Annotated in this window: 21 protein-coding genes and 1 pseudogene; 4 read left to right on the top strand and 18 right to left on the bottom strand. The window is 46.3% G+C overall.

Going from position 1 to position 19811, the window contains the following annotated elements; translation table 11 throughout:
- The first annotated feature begins 28 nt into the window (after nt 1-28).
- Nucleotides 29-1057 carry a LiaI-LiaF-like domain-containing protein gene (locus ACYVGO_RS18260; RefSeq protein ID WP_142772103.1) on the top strand — a complete coding sequence of 343 codons (1029 nt, stop codon included), beginning with the start codon at nt 29-31 and terminating at the stop codon, nt 1055-1057.
- 122 nt (nt 1058-1179) lie between these two features.
- On the opposite strand, the gene ACYVGO_RS18255 is transcribed toward ACYVGO_RS18260, so the two are convergent.
- The 10 genes from ACYVGO_RS18255 to ACYVGO_RS18210 all read right to left on the bottom strand — a co-directional run bounded on the left by ACYVGO_RS18255 (nt 1180) and on the right by ACYVGO_RS18210 (nt 9555).
- Complete coding sequence (locus ACYVGO_RS18255) at nt 1180-1632, bottom strand: hypothetical protein (protein ID WP_142772104.1); 453 nt, start codon at nt 1630-1632, stop codon at nt 1180-1182.
- Between the two features lie 9 nt (nt 1633-1641).
- Nucleotides 1642-2106: a hypothetical protein gene (locus ACYVGO_RS18250; RefSeq protein WP_142772105.1), complete on the bottom strand. Its 465-nt coding sequence runs from the start codon at nt 2104-2106 to the stop codon at nt 1642-1644.
- A gap of 72 nt (nt 2107-2178) precedes the next feature.
- Nucleotides 2179-2751, bottom strand: coding sequence for an RNA polymerase sigma factor (locus tag ACYVGO_RS18245; protein ID WP_142772106.1), 573 nt, complete (start codon nt 2749-2751; stop codon nt 2179-2181).
- A gap of 104 nt (nt 2752-2855) precedes the next feature.
- The gene (locus ACYVGO_RS18240) at nt 2856-3809 is read right to left on the bottom strand and encodes a transketolase family protein (RefSeq protein ID WP_460970475.1); all 954 of its coding nucleotides are present in this window, start codon (nt 3807-3809) and stop codon (nt 2856-2858) included.
- 8 nt (nt 3810-3817) lie between these two features.
- Nucleotides 3818-4390: a hypothetical protein gene (locus tag ACYVGO_RS18235; RefSeq protein ID WP_460970474.1), complete on the bottom strand. Its 573-nt coding sequence runs from the start codon at nt 4388-4390 to the stop codon at nt 3818-3820.
- Entirely contained in the window at nt 4384-5364 is a 981-nt protein-coding gene (locus ACYVGO_RS18230) for an AAA family ATPase (RefSeq protein ID WP_460970473.1), read from the bottom strand. Before ACYVGO_RS18230 ends, ACYVGO_RS18235 begins: the two co-directional genes overlap by 7 nt.
- 40 nt (nt 5365-5404) lie before the next feature.
- Entirely contained in the window at nt 5405-6262 is an 858-nt protein-coding gene (locus tag ACYVGO_RS18225; protein ID WP_460970472.1) for a transketolase, read from the bottom strand.
- Between the two features lie 56 nt (nt 6263-6318).
- Complete coding sequence (gene bcp, locus ACYVGO_RS18220) at nt 6319-6768, bottom strand: thioredoxin-dependent thiol peroxidase (RefSeq protein ID WP_460970471.1); 450 nt, start codon at nt 6766-6768, stop codon at nt 6319-6321.
- Between the two features lie 48 nt (nt 6769-6816).
- Nucleotides 6817-8733, bottom strand: coding sequence for a M23 family metallopeptidase (locus tag ACYVGO_RS18215; protein WP_460970508.1), 1917 nt, complete (start codon nt 8731-8733; stop codon nt 6817-6819).
- Between the two features lie 210 nt (nt 8734-8943).
- Nucleotides 8944-9555 (bottom strand): fumarylacetoacetate hydrolase family protein, encoded by a 612-nt coding sequence (locus ACYVGO_RS18210; RefSeq protein ID WP_142772113.1) that lies wholly within the window; start codon nt 9553-9555, stop codon nt 8944-8946.
- 198 nt (nt 9556-9753) lie between these two features.
- Here ACYVGO_RS18210 and ACYVGO_RS18205 point away from each other — a divergent pair, with 198 nt between their 5' ends.
- Nucleotides 9754-10587, top strand: coding sequence for a M48 family metallopeptidase (locus tag ACYVGO_RS18205; RefSeq protein ID WP_142772114.1), 834 nt, complete (start codon nt 9754-9756; stop codon nt 10585-10587).
- A 123-nt stretch (nt 10588-10710) separates the two neighbouring features.
- Here ACYVGO_RS18205 and sucC read toward each other — a convergent pair whose 3' ends face one another.
- The gene (gene sucC, locus ACYVGO_RS18200) at nt 10711-11928 is read right to left on the bottom strand and encodes an ADP-forming succinate--CoA ligase subunit beta (protein ID WP_142772115.1); all 1218 of its coding nucleotides are present in this window, start codon (nt 11926-11928) and stop codon (nt 10711-10713) included.
- Between the two features lie 159 nt (nt 11929-12087).
- Here sucC and ACYVGO_RS18195 point away from each other — a divergent pair, with 159 nt between their 5' ends.
- Nucleotides 12088-12750, top strand: coding sequence for an ABC transporter ATP-binding protein (locus ACYVGO_RS18195; RefSeq protein WP_142772116.1), 663 nt, complete (start codon nt 12088-12090; stop codon nt 12748-12750).
- Nucleotides 12751-13228: 478 nt separating this feature from the next.
- Here ACYVGO_RS18195 and ACYVGO_RS18190 read toward each other — a convergent pair whose 3' ends face one another.
- The 3 genes from ACYVGO_RS18190 to ACYVGO_RS18180 all read right to left on the bottom strand — a co-directional run bounded on the left by ACYVGO_RS18190 (nt 13229) and on the right by ACYVGO_RS18180 (nt 15861).
- The gene (locus tag ACYVGO_RS18190) at nt 13229-13651 is read right to left on the bottom strand and encodes a DoxX family protein (protein ID WP_460970470.1); all 423 of its coding nucleotides are present in this window, start codon (nt 13649-13651) and stop codon (nt 13229-13231) included.
- A gap of 163 nt (nt 13652-13814) precedes the next feature.
- On the bottom strand, nt 13815-15452 hold the full coding sequence (groL, locus tag ACYVGO_RS18185) for a chaperonin GroEL (RefSeq protein WP_142772118.1): 1638 nt from the start codon (nt 15450-15452) through the stop codon (nt 13815-13817).
- A 112-nt stretch (nt 15453-15564) separates the two neighbouring features.
- On the bottom strand, nt 15565-15861 hold the full coding sequence (locus tag ACYVGO_RS18180) for a co-chaperone GroES (protein ID WP_012925587.1): 297 nt from the start codon (nt 15859-15861) through the stop codon (nt 15565-15567).
- 250 nt (nt 15862-16111) lie between these two features.
- Here ACYVGO_RS18180 and ACYVGO_RS18175 point away from each other — a divergent pair, with 250 nt between their 5' ends.
- The gene (locus ACYVGO_RS18175) at nt 16112-16819 is read left to right on the top strand and encodes a hypothetical protein (protein ID WP_142772119.1); all 708 of its coding nucleotides are present in this window, start codon (nt 16112-16114) and stop codon (nt 16817-16819) included.
- Between the two features lie 67 nt (nt 16820-16886).
- Here ACYVGO_RS18175 and secG read toward each other — a convergent pair whose 3' ends face one another.
- The 4 genes and pseudogenes from secG to ACYVGO_RS18155 form a co-directional block, all read right to left on the bottom strand.
- A complete protein-coding gene (gene secG, locus ACYVGO_RS18170) occupies nt 16887-17291 on the bottom strand; it encodes a preprotein translocase subunit SecG (protein ID WP_142772120.1) in 405 nt (134 codons plus the stop codon).
- A gap of 58 nt (nt 17292-17349) precedes the next feature.
- The gene (locus ACYVGO_RS18165; protein WP_460970469.1) at nt 17350-18180 is read right to left on the bottom strand and encodes a hypothetical protein; all 831 of its coding nucleotides are present in this window, start codon (nt 18178-18180) and stop codon (nt 17350-17352) included.
- An 88-nt stretch (nt 18181-18268) separates the two neighbouring features.
- Complete coding sequence (gene lptE, locus ACYVGO_RS18160) at nt 18269-18712, bottom strand: LPS assembly lipoprotein LptE (RefSeq protein ID WP_371731997.1); 444 nt, start codon at nt 18710-18712, stop codon at nt 18269-18271.
- 106 nt (nt 18713-18818) lie between these two features.
- Nucleotides 18819-19754, bottom strand: a pseudogene (locus tag ACYVGO_RS18155) (AAA-type ATPase lid domain-containing protein); the annotation flags it as partial.
- Nucleotides 19755-19811: the final 57 nt, after the last annotated feature.

Below are 19811 nucleotides of genomic sequence, written 5' to 3'. Positions count from 1 at the left end.
TATCCTACATCATACATCCTTAAAACTTATGCAACGAAAAAATGGATTGTTCTGGGGCATTTTCCTGTTAACGCTGGGGGTGTTGTTTTTAGCCCGGCGGGCCGGAATGCTCGATATAGACTGGCATTCATTAGTGAATTTATGGCCAGTATTGCTAATTCTGGCGGGTGTAAACCTGATTCTGGAACGTCGTGGAAATCCGGCAGCTTTTGTTACAACTGTCATGCTGGCTGTAGCCGTGCCAACAACATTGTTCGGGTTCCTGTCGCATAATCGAAACCACGATGAGTTCAACATGCGCTGGCATGATAATGATGACGACGATGATGACAATGGAAATAACGACAGCGATGACGACGATAATACGGATGACGATTATCGGTCGGAGCGTGAGCATCGGGATTCGGAGAACACAAGAATCCAGACTAACACGTTTGCTGAAACAATGGATGTTGATACTCGTGAAGCTGTCTTGAAATTGTCGGGGGGCGCTGGCCGGTTTACCATCAGCGATCCCAGTACGGAACTTATCAAAGCCGATACAAAACAAACCTCGGGTAGTTATTCGATGTCGGTAGATCGGGATGAAACCACCCATATCCCAACCATTGAACTAAAGCCCACGGATGACGATCAACACATTGATCTGAAAGATGGCAAGTTCGAGAATCGGGTTGATGTGCACCTGAACGCTACGCCTGTCTGGACAATGGACGTAGCACTTGGAGCAGGGCAGGGGGATTTGGACTTAAGTGCTTATGCTGTCAAGAGCCTGAAAATTGGCGCCGGAGCTGCCGATCTGGATTTAAAACTCGGTGCCAAAGCCGATCTGTCTGAGATAAAGTTAAACGTGGGAGCGGCTTCAGTAACGGTCCGGGTTCCGAAAGAAGTGGGTTGTCGGATCAAGAAAGACGGTGCCCTGAATCTGGAACAGCTGGATGATTTTACCGACGTTGGTGGTGGCGAATTTGAAAGCCCTGGTTACGATGCCAGCAAGAAGAAAATGTCCATCCGTTTCGATGGGGGCATTTCAAGATTTAAGGTGGTGCGTTACTAGACCGGGATTTAGCTGATTGAGGGATTAATCCGATTTTGTTTTGCGCTTCTTCGAAGCGAATTATAAAACAAAATCGGATTAATCCCTCAATCAGCTAAACCCTGCGGGGCCGCCCGTGCGGTTCAGTTGCCTTGATTCAATTTATTGAGCAGCATTTTATTAAACATCTGCTCGGTCTTGTACAACTCAGCCAATTGTTGCGGACTAATTACTTTTAGGAAACGGCCCATGTATTCGTCATCAAGATCAGCCAGTTTTTGCTTGGTGGCATTGACTTCCCGCAACCCGTTCACTAATTGATTATCGTTTAGGTTTGTACGCGACGGTTCGTTGTTCAATTGCCGAATCCGACGGTTTAATTCCTGCTTCTTGGCGTTGTATTCATTGTAAACCGCCCAAAATTGCGGAGCCTGATCGGTTGTTAGGTTAAGCCGATTCGTGATCAGGCCAATCTTAGCCGCTTCTATCTTCTGCCGTCCGTTGACGTCGTTCTGTGCGCTGGCCACCTGTGCCATAAACACCAGCCCAACCAGCCAACCAATCCATGCGTGTCTCATTGTGGTAAAGTTAACCATGCTAAAAAATCAGGAACCGAGATTCGTATTGTCCAGTCCAGTTTCTTCTTTGATATGTTGCTGAATGTCGATCGGCTGCACATTAAGAAACTGAATCGCTGTTGTATCACTCCCTAATGAAGAATGAAGCTGTTGAGCATCGGCTAGTTCATTTGCATCAACGCCCTGTTCGTCAAGATAAGCGGTAATAACTTCATTGCTTACACCAGCCAATGCCTCACTCCCCAACGATTCCTGCCGTTGAGGCAAGGTTTGCCAAACAAGTACAGCAATCAGGCTAGCTCCTGCCAGCGAGGCTACTGTACGTTGCCAGGACCAGGTAATACGGAAGGCCGGCTTCGACTTACGAATCGCGCGAGCCTGCACGCGCGATGGCAACGTGTCAAAATAACCGTCTGGTGCCACAAACGGCAATTGCCGCATGGGATGCTCAGGTGGCAGTTCATCAAGCCGAAATTCGTTTTTATTAGTCATTATCGTGGTGTGTATCTAATACACAATTTCATTCCCGTGTTTGCAGATTGGACAGTCTAAAGCGGCTGTGGTTTAATCGGTTGTATCAGTTTTAGTCAAATAATCCTCAATTTTTTTAACCGCCAGGTGATACGATGCTTTTAAGGCACCAACCGATGTACCGGTAATGTCCGAAATTTCTTCGTACTTCATATCATCGAAGTACTTCATGTTGAACACTAACCGCTGTTTATCTGGTAATTTTAACAGCGCCTTTTGCAGTTTTAACTGTACGTCTTCACCACTGAGTTCGTTGCCCGATGTAACATAATCGGCATTGCTTTCCAGCTTCTGCATTAACTCACCTTCCACGTCGCCAATCGGCAGAAAAAAACGTCGACGTTTCTTATTCAGAAAGTTAAGACATTCGTTGGTGGCAATTCGGTATATCCAGGTATATAACTGACTATCACCCCGAAACTGTTCCAGGCTGTTCCACACTTTTATGAACGTTTCCTGCACCAGGTCGTCGGTATCGTCATGGTCAATGACCATTTTACGGATATGCCAATAAATTTTCTGCTGGTATTGGCGTACCAGCAGATTAAAGGCAAAATTCCGGCTTGACGGGTCGCGGTATTTGGCGAGGATTTCTGCGTCAGTCATTGTTTCATGGTTTACGGTTTTAGGTTTTTGGTTTACGGTTGGTTGGCGCATGTAAACTGCTTTCGCGCCAGCCAACCGTAAACCGTAAACCAAAAACCGTAAACCTATTTTCGTGCCATTACTTTCTTAACCTGCTCAACAATTTTGTTGGCAGTCAGGCCATATTTCTGCATCAGTTGATCAGGTGTACCGCTTTCGCCGAAGGTATCATGAACGCCGATATATTCGAGTGGAGCAGGGAAGTTTTGTGCCAGAACCTGTGCAACGCTATCGCCCAACCCACCATTAATCATGTGCTCTTCTGCCGATACGGCGCAGCCCGTTTTCTTCACCGATGCCAGAATAGCCTCTTCATCTAACGGCTTAATCGTGTGAATATTGATAATATCGGCTTCGATTCCCTGTTCGGCAAGAATTTCACCGGCTTTGATGGCTTCCCAAACCAGGTGACCTGTGCAGAAAATAGATACGTCTTTTCCTTCATTAACGGTCCAGGCCTTACCAATCTCAAATTTCTGATCGGCGGGGGTAAACACAGGAATCACCGGGCGACCGAAGCGCAAATAAACCGGACCCACATGCTCAGCAATGGCAAGTGTAGCCGCTTTGGTTTGATTGTAATCGCATGGATTGATGACGGTCATGTTGGGCAACATTTTCATCATGCCCAAATCTTCCAGAATCTGGTGTGTAGCACCATCTTCGCCTAAGGTTAAGCCTGCGTGGGAAGCACAGATTTTAACATTCTTATTCGAGTACGCCACCGACTGACGAATCTGGTCATACACCCGGCCCGTAGCGAAGTTGGCAAAGGTTGTGGCAAACGGAATGTGACCACCAATGGTCAAACCCGCCGATACACCAATCATATTGGCTTCGGCAATCCCACACTGAACGAACCGTTCTGGATATTCTTTAATAAATGTCTCCAACTTGAGCGAACCCGCTAAATCGGCTGTCAGGGCAATAACGTTAGGATTCGTCCGGCCCAGTTCAGATATACCCGCGCCGAAACCCGAACGCGTATCTTTTTTCTCGGTATACTCGTATTTTTTCATGGTCTATATTAATTCGCCGAAGCGAGGGTTTGCAATTTGGTTAAAAAATAATTGGCACTGGTACAATTTGGGTGCTGAGCCGCGTTTTCGATGCTGAAACCGTACTTCAACATTCGTCGGGCTAACATCGGTTTTGTACCAATACCCCGCTGAGTCTTTAATTCAAATAAGCGCTTTAAGGTAGCAAATGGATTATCCTCTGCTTCTGGATTTATAAACTCAAATGTATTATCTGAAAACAGTCGGCGTAAAGTAGTTGAATCACTTAAAAACCAAGATTCGATTTGTTTTACAGCAACAATCACAACTTGATTATCTTGTTGAGTTATACGCTGACGCGTTACCGTAATACACTCATCTTGGTCGAGGTCAGTTATAATAACAATGATGTTAGCTCCATTCCTAAATAGTGTATCGCGGATATCTGCGAGACGATGAGGTAGTAGATTACCACTTCCAGCAACATCGAAAACAGGATTAACACACCTTAAGCTATTTCGATTGAGCCAATCTTGAAAATTGGTTGATTCAATAATTTCTTGTTCTGTTTTACCTTCACAAATAAAACCAACATTTACCACGCAAGCCCACCTCCGAAAGCATTCATTAGTAAGGCTTCGTCCATCCGCCAATTTTTAAATTCCTCCTTTGAAATCTGCTTGATTCGCGTAGCTCCCTGTTTCTTATCGACGATAACCATTTCTTCAGGTTTAAGCCGGGAGATCATGGATTGCGAGTGTGTATTTAGCCAAATGTGATGGCCCCGTTCTTCGCACATGATACGAAAAAAGTCTACTAACTCACGCGCAACCTGTGGATGAAGGCCATTTTCGGGCTCTTCGATACAAAGAAATTGAGGCTTATCGTCACTTTGATAAACAGCGGCAAGTATCGCCAGAATGTTGTATGTTCCGTCGGAGATTAGGTCTTTAGTGAAATAACTGGGGGCAAATTCCTCGAACCAGTGGAGTTCATCCCGATCATCCACCTCAACGGCTTTAAATCCAGGAACGAATAATTCTAACCATTCAAAGATTTCAACCCGAAGTACATTGTCCGTTAGAATTCGCTTTAAAACAGCTTCCAAATTAGTTGCAGCTATATTAAGGGAGCGATCATCTTGATAGTTGACTTTTAATAGCTTTTCATTACTGACAAAAATTCGGCCGAAACGTTGATAAAATTGGTCCACTGTATCCTGGCGTAAATGAAGCCATGCATCATCAATATGATTGGGCTGCTTAATCTTATCCGTGATAGTGTTGTAAGCAAACTCCATATTGGTGACCTCACTCTCTTTGTCAAATTCAGCGTTAAAGTGAAACCTATCTATGTCAGCGCCATTCCGGCGACTAATTTTAGTTACTCCCCCAAATTCTCTAAAAACCTCAGAGACTAAGGCTTTTGAACAGCGATTCACAAACTCCAAAGCCTCGAAAATATTCGACTTACCCGACCCGTTAGGGCCGACAAAGACCGTGAACGGATTCGGCTCAACAAGCTCGATCCGTTCAATGGACTTGAAATTTTCGATGATCAGGCGTTTGATTTTCATGGGGCTATGTTAAAAACAGCAGGATGCTGTTTTTAAACAATCAATAATCCGTTACACCAATCGATAGTGGCAGACCGTTCAGAGCCTGGGTTAACTGCTCGGCGTTAGGAGCCGTACCGTGCCATTTGTAGTTACCCACCATGTATTCAACGCCAAAGCCCATTTCGGTGTGCATTAGAATCATCGTTGGTACATCCGGGTCTTCCTGCGATTTTTTGAGGGTATGAATGACATCGGCAATGTCATTTCCTTCCATCTCTTCGACGTACCAGCCAAAAGCGCGGTATTTGGCAGCCAGATCACGGTTGCTATTGACGTTGTCTGTCGTGCCGTCAATCTGAGCGTGGTTGAGGTCGATGATGGCGGTCAGGTTGCCGAGTTTTTTGTTGGGAGCAAACTGAGCGGCTTCCCAAATCTGGCCTTCCTGCTGCTCACCATCGCCCATCAGGACGTACACATGGTTTTTATCCCCATTGAGCTTTTTGGAATAAGCAGCTCCACAGGCTACGGATAAACCCTGACCTAGCGAACCCGACGCAATGCGAATGCCGGGAAGGTGTTCGGCCGTTGTAGGGTGTCCCTGTAACCGACTATCTAACTTACGGAAAGTGGCTAATTCCGCGACAGGAAAATAGCCTGCCCGTGCCAACACCGAATAAAAAACGGGCGAAATATGTCCATTCGAGAGGAAGAAGATGTCTTCATCCCGGCCGTCCATGTCAAAAATAGGCGTGCCGTCGGCATCTTTTTTCCGGTTCATCACCTCGAAGTAAAGGGCGACAAAAAAATCAGTGCAACCTAACGATCCGCCGGGGTGACCCGAATTAACAGCGGCAACCATGCGAAGAATATCGCGCCGAACGGCCGTAGCCGTGCCTTTGAGTTGTTCGATTTCCATGAGGTAGTACGGGTGGGAACCCGCTTTTCAATCAAAAATGACGGGACTTGCCCGTATTAGGTTAAAATTTGTTTTGCGTGGTTTTGGGTATCTACTTTGCCGATGATATCTGTGATGATACCAGCCTCGTCAATAATAAATGTTGTTCGGACGGTACCCATAAACTTCCGACCATACATCGACTTCTCTTTCCATACATCGTAGGCTTCTACTAACTGGTTATCTGTATCGGCAACGAGCGAAAAGGGGAGGTCATATTTTTTAATGAATTTCTGGTGTGCTTTCTGGTCATCCACACTAACGCCCACTACTTCGTAACCGGCCGCGCGTAAATCGGCGTAGTTGTCGCGTAGGCTACAGGCTTGCGCAGTACAACCCGGCGTATCATCCTTAGGATAAAAGTAGAGCACCACTTTTTTGCCCCGATAGTCAGATAGTCTAATGGGCTGGCCATTTTGGTCAGTGCTCGTAAAGTCGGGAGCTGGATCACCGATAGAAAGGCTCATTCAGTTTACAGTTTATTGTATTCAGTTTACGGTATTCAGTAAGCTTTTTTATCTTCTCTTTTTCTTCGGAGCCGCTTTTCGCCGAACGGGTGCTCTGGGTACGTCAATAGTTGTCGTGTCGGAACCAATATTGCCCGACCGGTCTTTTACCTGAACTAACACCTCGGCACCATCCTCGAAAGGTTCATCTGGGTTTAGTTTATCGGACCAGAGTAATGCCCGTTTGTAATCGTACTGCATCAGCACCCACTCACCATTGACCAGCGCCCGGAATTCGGCAATGCCTGACAGGTCGTCCCGAATACGAGCCGTAATTCCCTTAGGCGTGGCCGACAGAATTTCAACCCTCGGTGGATTGATGTCGGTCATTAACTGAAACTTCCCCAGCCAACGGGTTTTAAATTCAATATGTCCTTTAGCCCACGTGCCCCCCAGAAAACTTGCGTTCCCACCGCTCGTCCAATATGCTTTCGTTCGAGCCGTATCAATGGCAATCGGATAATTCGGTGTGTAGTGGATCGTTAAATAATCGTTGAGTGGAATGGTCGACTGATTTATTTCCAACCCACCCCCTGGCAACGCCCGCATAGCCAGATGCAACGTATCAAACAGTGTTCGTGGACTGAATTCCAGTCGGGTATTCCAATCGACAACTACTTCGCTCCGGCCCGGTATGATACGCTTTTTAAAATTTGTTCGTATTACACTTCGGCCAAACTGGACGGAGTCGGGTAAAGTCTGGCGCAAATCTATAAGATAAACTGCTTGGTTGTTACGTATATAGCTAATTGGCTGCTCGGTCACTACGCGGCCGGTGATTAATTTAGCTACCGGTGGGCTTGAAGCGGTAATATTCTTGACCGTTAGCTTCAGCACATTTTCGTCAGTCGTGATGGTGGCTATCGGCTCACCGCTTAGTGACTCCCCTCTAAAATTGGCCGGCGGAATTGTCAATGAATCTGGCCGGATTTGACTGGCCGGTGCCGCTTCCGGTAGAATCGTAAAGGTTAACTGTGTTGACTGATCGGAGGCATCATAGAGCGTCAGGGTAACTTCGTGTGGCTGGCCGTCTAATAGAGGTAACCGCCCGCGATAGGCGGCATTACTTTGGAGCTTATACAGATTCAAAATATTGCCATCGGCAATATAGCCCCGATGATACCGCTGGCCACTCATTTGCTCGACCTCGTAGTTCTCATGAACATTCATGAACCGCGTTTGCTCGTTCGGGAAGCTATTCATGTTATACGAAAACACCTCGCGACCATCGAGCCGGATTTCCAGGCAACTGATGCCATTTCGATAAGGCGAACCGCTGGTTTTGTCATAAGCCAGCACTTCCATCCCAATTAATCCTGAAGCTGTAATGGGCTGAACAATGGTATACGTGCCGTCGGGTCGGCGTACGGGTGCGTAACTGACACGCTGGTATTCGCCGTTAATGCGCGAGGTGGCGGTCATTGTTTTCAGGGCCACGCGCTCAAAATAGGGCGGTACATTGTCCTGAATTTCGGAGAAATTATACAGCAACGGGTTAATCAGGTTGTCTTTATTATCCCGAATCTCGAAGTGTAAATGCGGCCCACCCGATCCGCCAGTATTTCCTGATGCCGCAACAACATCGCCCTGCTTAACCGGGAACTGGCCCGGTTGAGGGCGCAGGTCAATTTCAAATGTTTTTTTCTCGTATTGCTGCTCGCGGAGGAAACGGCCAAGGGTGTCTTTTAAGGCTTTCAGGTGACCATAAACGGTGGTCAGACCATTGGGGTGTTTAATGAAAATCACGTTTCCATATCCACCCGTGAAAACTGCAATTCGGGATACATACCCATCCGCAGCCGCATGGACATCCAGCCCTTCGCGCCCACCGGTACGGATATCTAAACCAGCATGAAAGTGATTGGGCCGTAAATCCCCCATACCACCTGACAACGAATTACTGGCCCCAGGCTGGATCGGAAACATAAAGTAGCCATCGACAAGCGTACCGGGTTGAATATAGCCTGTTTGGGGCTGTCCTGATTGAGTTGATGAGACTGGTTTCGCCGATTGTCCGGTGGCCAGTTCTACACAGAACAGAATAGAAATGAACGTATAAAAAAGGAAACGTATCAAAAGCAAAATTGTAAATAGTCTTTGTAAGGCCGGACTAAGGTTCGGCCTTACAAGATGAGATTACTTCACGTCAAACGTCAACATGGGCTTATCTTCAATGAAGGCCGTCAGTCGATCGCCGATTTTTACAGGGCCAACACCTTTGGGTGTTCCTGTAAATAGTATATCGCCTTGCTGAAGCAGGAAATAGCGTGATACAAATGAAATCAGGTAATCAATCTTAAACATCATCAGGTTCGTGTTGCCAATTTGTTTGGTTTCGCCGTTGATGTCTAAATGGAAATTTAAATTTTGCAGATCCGGGAAATCCGTCTTTGGAACAAAAGAGGAAATAGGAGCGGAGCCGTTGAATCCTTTGGCTAACTCCCAGGGCAATCCTTTTGCTTTTAACTTGCTTTGCAGATCCCGAGCTGTGAAGTCGATACCAACGCCAATTTCGTCGTAGTATTTATGCGCGAATTTCTCGTCGATGTTCTTGCCCACCCGGTTAATTTTTACCAGAATCTCAACTTCGTGATGAACATCGCTGGAGAAGTCAGGATAAAAAAATGGCTCGTTTTTTAGGGGAATGGCCGTTTCGGGTTTCATGAAGATAACTGGATCTTCGGGCTGTTCATTATTGAGTTCCTTGATATGGTCGGCGTAGTTTCGACCAACGCAAATAATTTTCATATAAAGTAACGCGGACATCGTGTCCGCTCTTATAAGGTAAAAAGCGGACACGATATCCGCGTTACTAAACTATTTAGATTGGCACAAATCTAAGGACTAAAGAGGGGTAGACCGCATCCATTCGGAAAAATTTGAACAATTCTGGTACTTTGCAGGTCATATACCGTCAGAACACTCTACCAAACAATACACAAACAAATGAGAAAAATCATAATTGTCATGTTGTCGCTCGCTTTTGCTGTAACAGCTTGCGAGAAAGTGCCTTTAACGGGCCGCAAACAACTGATCCTGGTACCTAATAATGATATGCTAGCCATGAGTTTCACTCAGTATAAAGCATTCTTGGATACAAGCCGGGTTGTTCCTACCAGCAGCGGAGACGCTGAAATGGTTAATCGGGTTGGCAATCGTATTCGGCAGGCTGTTGAAAGTTACATGAATAGCAACGGGTATTCTAAACGGCTCGAAGGCTTCCAGTGGGAATACCATTTGGTGCAGAGTAATCAGGTGAATGCCTGGTGTATGCCGGGTGGTAAAATTGTTGTCTACTCCGGTATTTTACCCTACACGCAAAACGAAGCGGGTTTAGCAACCGTATTAGGTCATGAAGTGTCGCACGCTATTGCCGAACACGGTAACGAACGAATGAGCGAAGGGTTGGTTGCTAATGGACTATTGCAGGCTGGGCAAGTTGCAGCTGGAATTGCTACGTCTTCAAAAAGCCCGCAGACACAAGCTTTATTTCAACAAGCTATTGGTACAGGAGGTCCCCTGATGTATCAATATTTTGGGGCGCTACCGCATAGTCGTAACCAAGAGTCAGAAGCGGATCACCTTGGCCTGATTTTCATGTCGATGGCGGGTTATAACCCTGCCGAGGCAATTACGTTCTGGACACGGATGGCAAAAGCAAGTGGTGGTAAAGCACCCGCTGAGTTTTTTTCGGATCATCCATCTGATGCCCGTCGGATTGCCGATTTGCAGAAATTATTACCTGATGCGCAGAAGTACTACGCCAGCGCACGGCGTTAATCCGTGCACTTATAGTAGAAAAAGCCGGGACTTTCGTTCCGGCTTTTTTCGTCTGGGTAAGCTCTGGCTTGGCCAATTCTTAAATATCTCCTGGGCCAAGACAGAGCTTGGCCCAGACAGAAATTACAACGCTGCTACAACCTGCCGTACTTTTTCGGCAGCTTCTTTCAGCTCAACGGCCGACTGTACTTTGAGGCCTGAATCATCAATGATTTTAGCGCCTTCAGCTGCATTCGTTCCTTGCAGACGAACAATGATTGGAACCGGAATATCGCCAATGGCTTTGTAAGCTTCAACAACACCAGTAGCTACCCGGTCGCAACGTACGATACCGCCGAAGATATTGATCAGAATGGCTTTTACGTTTGGATCTTTCAGGATAATACGGAAACCCGCTTCTACCGTCTTGGCATTCGCTCCACCCCCAACATCAAGGAAGTTAGCCGGTTCGCCACCCGACAGTTTAATGATATCCATCGTTGCCATGGCCAAACCTGCGCCGTTTACCATACAACCTACGTTTCCGTCGAGTTTTACATAGTTCAGGTCACTGGCAGAGGCTTCCACTTCAAGGGGATCTTCTTCGGCCAGATCGCGCATGGCTTTCAGATCGGGATGACGATAGAGAGCATTGTCGTCCAAATTAACTTTGGCATCGACAGCCAGAATCTTGTTGTCCGATGTTTTCAGAACCGGGTTAATTTCGAACATCGACGCGTCTGTATCTACATACGCTTTGTAAAGCGACGTAACAAACTTCACCATCTCCTTGAAGGCTTCCCCTTCCAGACCAAGGCCAAAGGCTACTTTACGAGCCTGGAAAGGTTGCAGACCAACGGCAGGGTCGATCCACTCCTTCACGATCTTTTCGGGGGAGTGTTCTGCTACTTCTTCAATGTCCATACCCCCTTCGGTGCTGGCCATGATTACGTTGCAGGCTTTCGTACGGTCGAGCAGGATGCCGATGTACATCTCTTTTGGGGAGGATGCACCTGGATAATAAACGTCCTCAGCAATGAGAACTTTGTTGACCCGCTTGCCTTCTGGTCCTGTCTGGTGGGTAACCAGTACATTCCCGATGAGGTTTTTGGCGATGTCGCGCACAGCATCGACCGATTTGGCTAAGGCTACTCCGCGTTGTTCAGAACCCACAATCTGGCCTTTTCCTCGTCCGCCAGCATGGATTTGGGACTTAACCACGACAAACTTCTGGCCCGATTGAGCAATAATCAGTTTGGCGGCTTCAACGGCTTTTTCGGGCGACTCAGCTACAATGCCCTCCTGAATGCGGACACCGTACTTTTTGAGAATTTCTTTACCCTGATACTCGTGTATATTCATGACAACTGCAACAAGGAGGATTGGAAATCGTATTTTTGTGCGGCAAGTTAACAGGAAATGATGAATGATGAATGAAGAATGATGAACGTGATCGACTAAAATCACGCTCAGTTGTTCTTTTTCAGCTTGGCATTCATCATTCATCATTTATCATTCACTATGAGTTCGCTTCTTCAAACTACTGATATACGCCGGAACTACGGCAATCTGCCCGTTCTGAAAGGAATTAACCTGAATATTGAATCGGGTGAAGTTGTCTCTATTGTAGGGGCATCAGGGGCTGGCAAAACTACCCTACTTCAAATCCTGGGTACACTCGATCGGCCTGATGCAGGTGAATTGCAGATTGCCGGACAAAATGTCTTTGCATTAAATGACCGTCAGCTGGCTCAATTTCGTAACGAGCAGATTGGCTTTGTCTTTCAGTTCAATAACCTGCTACCCGAATTTACGGCTCTTGAAAATGTATGCCTGCCTGGGTTTATAGCAGGTAAGGAGGAGAGTGCTGTTCGGCAGCGAGCTACCGAATTATTAGTAAAGCTTGGCCTGCGCGATCGCTTAACAAATTTACCTTCTCAATTATCAGGAGGTGAGCAACAACGGGTAGCTGTAGCGCGGGCGTTGATAAACCAACCCGCCATTGTCTTTGCAGATGAACCTAGCGGGAACCTTGATTCTAAGAACGCAGAGGAGCTACACCAGTTATTTTTTCAGTTACGTGACGAACTGGGTCAAACGTTTATTATAGTAACCCACAATGAGGCTTTAGCCGCCCTCGCCGATCGAACGGTTACGATTCGGGATGGGCTTTTGTTTAATTAATTATTGTTCGTGTATTGTTTTGTGTCTGTATTTATAAGTAAATCTACTTATAAATAATCGTTTAAAAGTGTGCGGTTTTTCTTATAAAGAACTTATTATTAGGATTTTACGATTTTATCCAAAAAAAAATTAACTAAAAAGAATCAAAATTCTGTATTTTTGTTTTATAATTGTGTCGAAAAGAAAAGTTTTTCATAACGTTGAGTAAATCAGAAAGCCAAGAGAGTATCTCGCTTGGCTTTTTTGTTTGCCTATAGTTTAGGTTTTGACCTGTCTACAAACAGTTAATTTGACTGCTTAGCTAAGCGAAATAGGCCTGTTCCCTCACCTTTATTGACCTTCCGAATCCATTTCTGCAAACCGTTTCGATGAGTAATCCCATTGGCTTATCAACAGTTTCTTGTACGAAACATACGTTATGGTAATGCATACGTTATTGCTTCCTGTATGGCCTCATAATTGATTAAAGGGCGGCACGTCAACTTTTCAGACGGTTCCCTGTAAGTAAGGCATCCAGACTCCATTTGCCAGGCCCGGTAAAAAAGAAAACCATCGCAAGAAGTACGAATAGAAAGGGATGTTGGTCCTCGTACCAAAATTTTCCATGACCTACAAAAAACGTAATGTAAAGCATGGTGCCTATAATAAGTAGGCAGGCCAATCGGGTTAATAAACCGGTGGTAAGCAGCAGGCCAGCTACCAATTCAGAACCTTTGCCGAGATAAACCATGAACGTAGGGGAGAAATCCTGCTTGAAATTATCCCAGGCTGCATATTCGTTCATTTTAGTCGCATCGAATACTTCCCAGCCATGATACACCAGGAACAAACCGACGATAAGCCTGATCAATGTAAGGCCACTTTCCTGTAAAATCCCTTCTGTGGAGAAGAATTTCTTCATACATGCTCTTAGTTATATTCCCATCAAAGCTACAATAAGCCGCTAATTTAATTGCCTGGGTAGGTGGCTTTACTGCTTTTGGTAACGCACTTGACGGAGTTAAGAAAAAACGCCCCCGATCTTTCGACCAGGGGCGTTTCTATAAAAAATCAGCAACTTGATATTACATCATGCCGCCCATGCCACCGCCTGGGTGACCATGACCGCCACCAGCTGGAGCTTCTTCTGGCTCGTCTGCAATAACACACTCGGTCGTCAATAACAGACCAGCGATCGATGCTGCGTTTTCCAGAGCAAGACGCGTTACTTTCTTAGGATCGATTACACCAGCGGCAAACAGATCTTCGAATGTATCGTTCTTGGCGTTGTAACCAAATCCACCCTGACCATCTTTCACCTTGTTCACGATAACTGAACCTTCGCCACCGGCGTTAGCTACAATCGTACGTAGAGGTGATTCGAGGGCAACACGGATGATGTTAACACCGGTTTTTTCGTCTTCATTGATTGTTGTGATACCGTCAAGCGAAGAGATAGCACGGATCAGGGCGATACCGCCACCCGTTACGATACCTTCTTCAACAGCAGCACGGGTTGCATGCAGCGCATCGTCAACACGATCTTTCTTTTCTTTCATTTCTACTTCGGTAGCAGCACCGATGTAGAGAATAGCCACACCACCCGACAGTTTGGCCAGACGCTCCTGCAATTTCTCGCGATCGTAGTCTGATGTCGTGTTTTCGATTTGGGCTTTGATCTGGTTTACGCGACCAGAAATGTTTTCTTTCTCGCCAACACCGTTAACAATAGTTGTATTGTCTTTGTCGATCAGGATTTTTTCAGCCTGACCCAGGTATTCGATCGATGCGTTTTCAAGTTTGAAGCCGCGCTCTTCGCTGATAACCTGGCCACCTGTCAGGATAGCGATGTCTTCCAGCATAGCTTTCCGGCGATCGCCGAAGCCAGGAGCCTTAACAGCAGCTACTTTCAGGGCACCACGGATTTTGTTAACAACCAGCGTAGCCAGAGCTTCGCCATCAACATCTTCAGCGATGATCAACAGAGGCCGGCCTGTTTGAGCAACCTGCTCAAGTACGGGCAGCAACTCTTTCATCGACGAAACTTTCTTTTCCGAAATCAGGATGAACGGACGCTCCAGTTCAACTTCCATTTTCTCGGTGTTCGTTACGAAGTATGGCGACAGGTAACCCCGGTCGAACTGCATACCTTCTACGGTTTTAACTTCCGTTTCGGTACCGCGAGCTTCTTCAACCGTGATAACACCTTCTTTACCTACTTTCTTCATGGCTTCGGCAATCATTTTACCGATTTCCTCGTCATGGTTAGCCGAGATGGTAGCCACTTGTTCAATTTTGCCGAAGTCATCACCGATGGTTTGAGCTTGCTCCGAAAGGTTCTTAACAACAGCCAGAACAGCTTTCTCAATGCCACGCTTCAAATCCATTGGGTTAGCACCAGCCGCTACGTTTTTCGCACCGATCGAGTAGATCGCCTGTGCCAATACAGTAGCGGTAGTTGTTCCGTCACCAGCCGAATCAGCGGTTTTCGAAGCAACTTCTTTTACCAACTGAGCGCCCATGTTTTCCATGGCGTCTTTCAGTTCAATTTCTTTGGCCACCGTTACACCATCTTTGGTGATTACAGGTGAGCCGAATTTCTTATCAAGAATAACGTTGCGGCCTTTAGGACCGAGGGTAACTTTCACCGCGTCGGCCAGGGTGTCAACACCCTTCTTAATGCGCTCACGAGCTTCAGTATCGAAAAATATTTTCTTAGCCATTGTTTTGGGAAAATGTAGAATGAAAAATGTAAAATGAAGAATGAAAAGCGAATAGTGTCAATGACCTTTTTGGTGCCATTATACATTATTCATTGTGCATTAGTCATTCAACTTACAGGATTGCGAAAATGTCGGATTCACGCATGATGAGGTATTCTTTGCCATCAACGGTGATTTCTGTACCAGCATATTTGCCATACAGTACCGTATCGCCCACCTGAACCGTCAGCGGCTCATCTTTCTTACCTGCGCCAACGGCAACGACCGTACCACGCTGGGGTTTTTCTTTCGCCGTGTCTGGAATGATAATTCCAAACGAGGTTTTTTCTTCAGCCGGTGCGGCTTCTACCAGCACCCGGTCGGCCAGCGGTTTCACGTTCACTTTAACGCTTTCCGTTTCTGCTACCATGATAATGAGTTGATTAAGGTTATTAACTGTTTGTGTACTGTACTTACACGACGTTCTGGACCCGCCAATTACTGTGCCAATGCGGTAAACTGCCAAATTTTCAGGTTTTTGTCTGACATACTGCCATTCACTACATTGACTAAACTTCCTTCGGCAGGTTATGCACTTCTGGCGAATAGAATTTGGTTGTTTACGAATGATTGCCTAGATTAACCAAATCATACACCCACAAAATGCCTTTTTCCGGTTTATGAAAAAATTACAACCTGACTGGTTTACGCAAAATTGGCTTGATGCCGAATATCAGAAATATGTCGTGATGGCATACTTGCAGGCGGTTCAGCAGAATTTTACGGAATACAAACTCTTCCCGGACCTACCCGAACTACGCGGTCACTACGATGCAGGTATTCGTTTTGCGAGGGGCAAAGGTACGTTAAATGCGGCTTTCCCCAAGCGTGTCAGTCGAGTTAGTGGACCACCGCCCCGAATCGAATACAAATCTGAGGTAACGGACCCTGCCTTTATGGCTGAAGTGGATGCCATTATGGAATTTGCCCTGCCGCGCTTTCAAACCTTGTTAACTGAGGGACGGCAGCGCTGGGATGATATAGCTAAATCGCTGACGCTAGCGCCAGTAGGTCTGTTGCCATTGCGGCCGGAGGAGGGGTATCTGCTCATTCATGCTACCAATCAGGCCGAAACGCAGGTCTATTATTTTTCCATGACACTTTATTCTGAACAGGAACCTGGTGGTCGGTTAGTGCAGCTTCGTTTTGTTGAAGCTGTGCAGAAGAGTTTAGTGAATACGGTTGAAAATATTAAACTCGACCTGATCCGACGGCACCGGTATCTGCCTAATCCGGCAACGTATATGCTGGAGAGTAAACGAACTTACCCCGTTCAGGAAACACTATTACCTATTGCCCGGCAATTGCTGGCACAGGCAGTTGCCTAATTAGTGGGCAACAAAAAAGCCAGACCGTTTCGAAACGGTCTGGCTTTTTTGTTGCCCGAATACGGGTTTACTTCTGGGGTGTCAGCGCTGAAGTGGATGCTCCTGGAGTTTGGGCTCCTGGAACAGCCTGGCTTGGTGCAGCGCCGTTCGCTGCGCTAGGAGCAGGCGTTGGGGCGGCAGCACCTGGCAGCGTTTGGGTTTGTGCTCGATCAACGTTTGCGCTATTGATACCCGTTACCTGATTGCGATCGACCAAGATATAAGATGCCATCGATAGCACCATCATGGCGATACCAAGTCCCCAGGTAATTTGTTCAAGCAGGTCGGTGGTTTTCTTTACACCCATAAGTTGGTTAGAACCCAGACCACCAAATTCGCCAGCTAATCCTCCTCCTTTTGAGTTCTGAATTAATACAATAAGAATTAGCAGAACAGTGACAATACAAATGATGACAATAGTTGCCGTTATCATGAAAAAAGTTGCTAAATATTTTGGTTAATGCGTTTACAGATTTAGAGAAAAATTGAACTTAGTCCTCTGCCGAATTCTTCGTGTTCTCTAATTCACTGATTTTTGCCGCAAAGTACGCCTTTTTTTCGGGATTTTTTACCATTAACTGTCGGTACATTTCGCAGGCTTTATCTATTTTCCCCTGCTTCTCCAGAATTTTGGCAAAACTTTCGGTCACTAACCCACCGCCAACGGGCTTGGCACGCTTGGTTAGGTCTTCCTGAGCCAAAGGTTCGCCAAGTTTGGTTCGTACGGGTGAGATCCGGGGTTCATTCTTGATGAAACTGTCGATCAGGTCGAACTGCCGTTGCCGTTCCAGGTCGGCGGGGGAGGGTTCCGGTTGAACAACGACCGGTTCAGCTATCTGCGCCAATTCATGTTGCAGGTTTGTTTCAGCTAGTGTAGGATCTTCTGGGGTAGGTATTGTTTCTAGCTGACGATTTTCGCCTGGGACAGGTAACCGTAGCAGAGATAATTTTGGAAATCCGTTGCTAAGCCCTGCCTTCGACTTAAACAGTGCATAGCTTTCCTGTTGATAATCGTCGGGGATAGGGACGTGTTTAGCTGATAACTCATTGAGTTTCGTCAGCAGGTTTTCGGACCATTGAAACTCATTCTCAATCAGTTTACGTAACGCATTACGACTCAATGCATGGGCTGCGGCCTGACGTACATGGGATATGGCCTGGCTGCGCTGATGGATTGAAGCCGCCTTAGCTGTTAGTGTATGTAACGATTGACAGTACGGATAGGTTGATAAACTCTCCTGCAACTGCACGAAATCGGTAGTTGACAGGTCGTCGGGATGGGTGACCCAGTACGAGAATGTTTCTTTATCGAGGGCAAGCAAAGGGATATACGATTTACGAGGTACGAATTACGATTTACGAAAGTACATTTTTACATCGAACATCGTAATTCGTACCTCGTAAATCTTTTTACCAGTCGGCGGCAGTTTTATTAAATATATCGAGTACGATCTGATCCAGAATTTTTGGGACTAACCGGCTTTCGTTTTGACTGAGTGTCTGGCCTTGTGGGAAATCCTGATAAAATGAAAATGATTGCTCGAAGTTCTTACTTTCGTCTTTATTGTTATAAAATCGGGCCAGTACCGTGATCTGCAGTCGGTTAACCCCAGCCTGATCCTGGGCAGTCGGCGCTACGGCCAGTAGATCATAACCTGTAATATTGCCTTCCAGCACCATATCGCCGTTGGCCGGTACTACCTTAAGGTTGGTATAGCGCTGGTAATATTCCTTTAGTTTCTCATTAAAGGTTAGGGGCAGGTTGGCCGGACCACCTGCTGTTGCCAGTACAAAGTTATTTACTGTAACCGTTTTTATGGCTGGATTAAGCGTTGTACCTGTAAAAGAATACACACCGCAGGAGGAAATGAATAATGTACAATGGATAATGAATAATGTAAGGAGAATAGGGCGCTCTAAACAATTATCCATTATCCATTGAACATTATTCATTACTACTTTACTCTTCATCAATTTCATATTGTTTGATTTTCCGGTATAACGTCCGTTCGGAGATGCCAAGTGCCTGAGCTGCGTATTTACGCTTGTTGTTATTACGCCGAAGGGCTTTTAGGATCATTTCTTTCTCCTGTCGTTCGAGTGAAAGCGAGTCGTCTTCCTCAGTTTCGTGGGTTACGTCTTCTACCTCCGTCACTTCATTGACGTCACCATCTACATCGTCGAAAATTTGCACGGGTGGATGACTTCCGTAGGTTTCAGAAGGCGGTGGATTCTCTGGACGAATAGAGCCATTGGTAGCTGGCAGAAATCGGGTTACGCCTATATCCGTCGCCGGGCGAAGGTCACTATCGGGCGAAATTGAGTCGAAGAGGTCTTTATGATTGTGTAGAATCTGCCGCCCGTCCTGTTCATTACCGAGAACATCACGAACTAGTTTTTTGAGGTCATTGACGTCCCGGCGCATATCAAACAGCACTTTGTAGAGCAGTTCGCGTTCCGAAAAATTTTCGGCAGTTGACCCATGAGCTTGTGGGAACAGGGCCAGCGTTCGGTTGGGTTGCTGGGATGTAGGCAGGTATTTTGCCAGTGTTTCGGCGTCAATCGGTTTATTCTGTTCCGATTCGAGAATGGATATCTGCTCGGCAATATTCTTCAACTGCCGGATGTTACCCGGAAACGGATACGCCACCAAGGTTTGCTTGGCTCCGTCGGTTAACTGCAATGGATTAATACGGTAGCGTTCGGCAAAGTCGGATGTAAACTTGCGAAACAGGAGTTCGATGTCGGTGCCGCGTTCGCGCAGAGGGGGGACGAAAATGGGAACGGTGTTTAGCCGATAATATAAATCTTCCCGGAACTTTCCTTTTTCTACCGCATCCATCAGATTGACATTGGTAGCCGCTACAACCCGCACATCGGTTTTCTGAGTCTGGACTTGTCCAATCGTCATAGCGAAGCCGACTTACAGACTGCACTAATCCAAAACCTGCGT

This window comes from Spirosoma migulaei (assembly GCF_054776855.1).
Note: the sequence above shows the minus strand (reverse complement) of the source record. Positions and strands in the feature narration are given on the sequence as shown.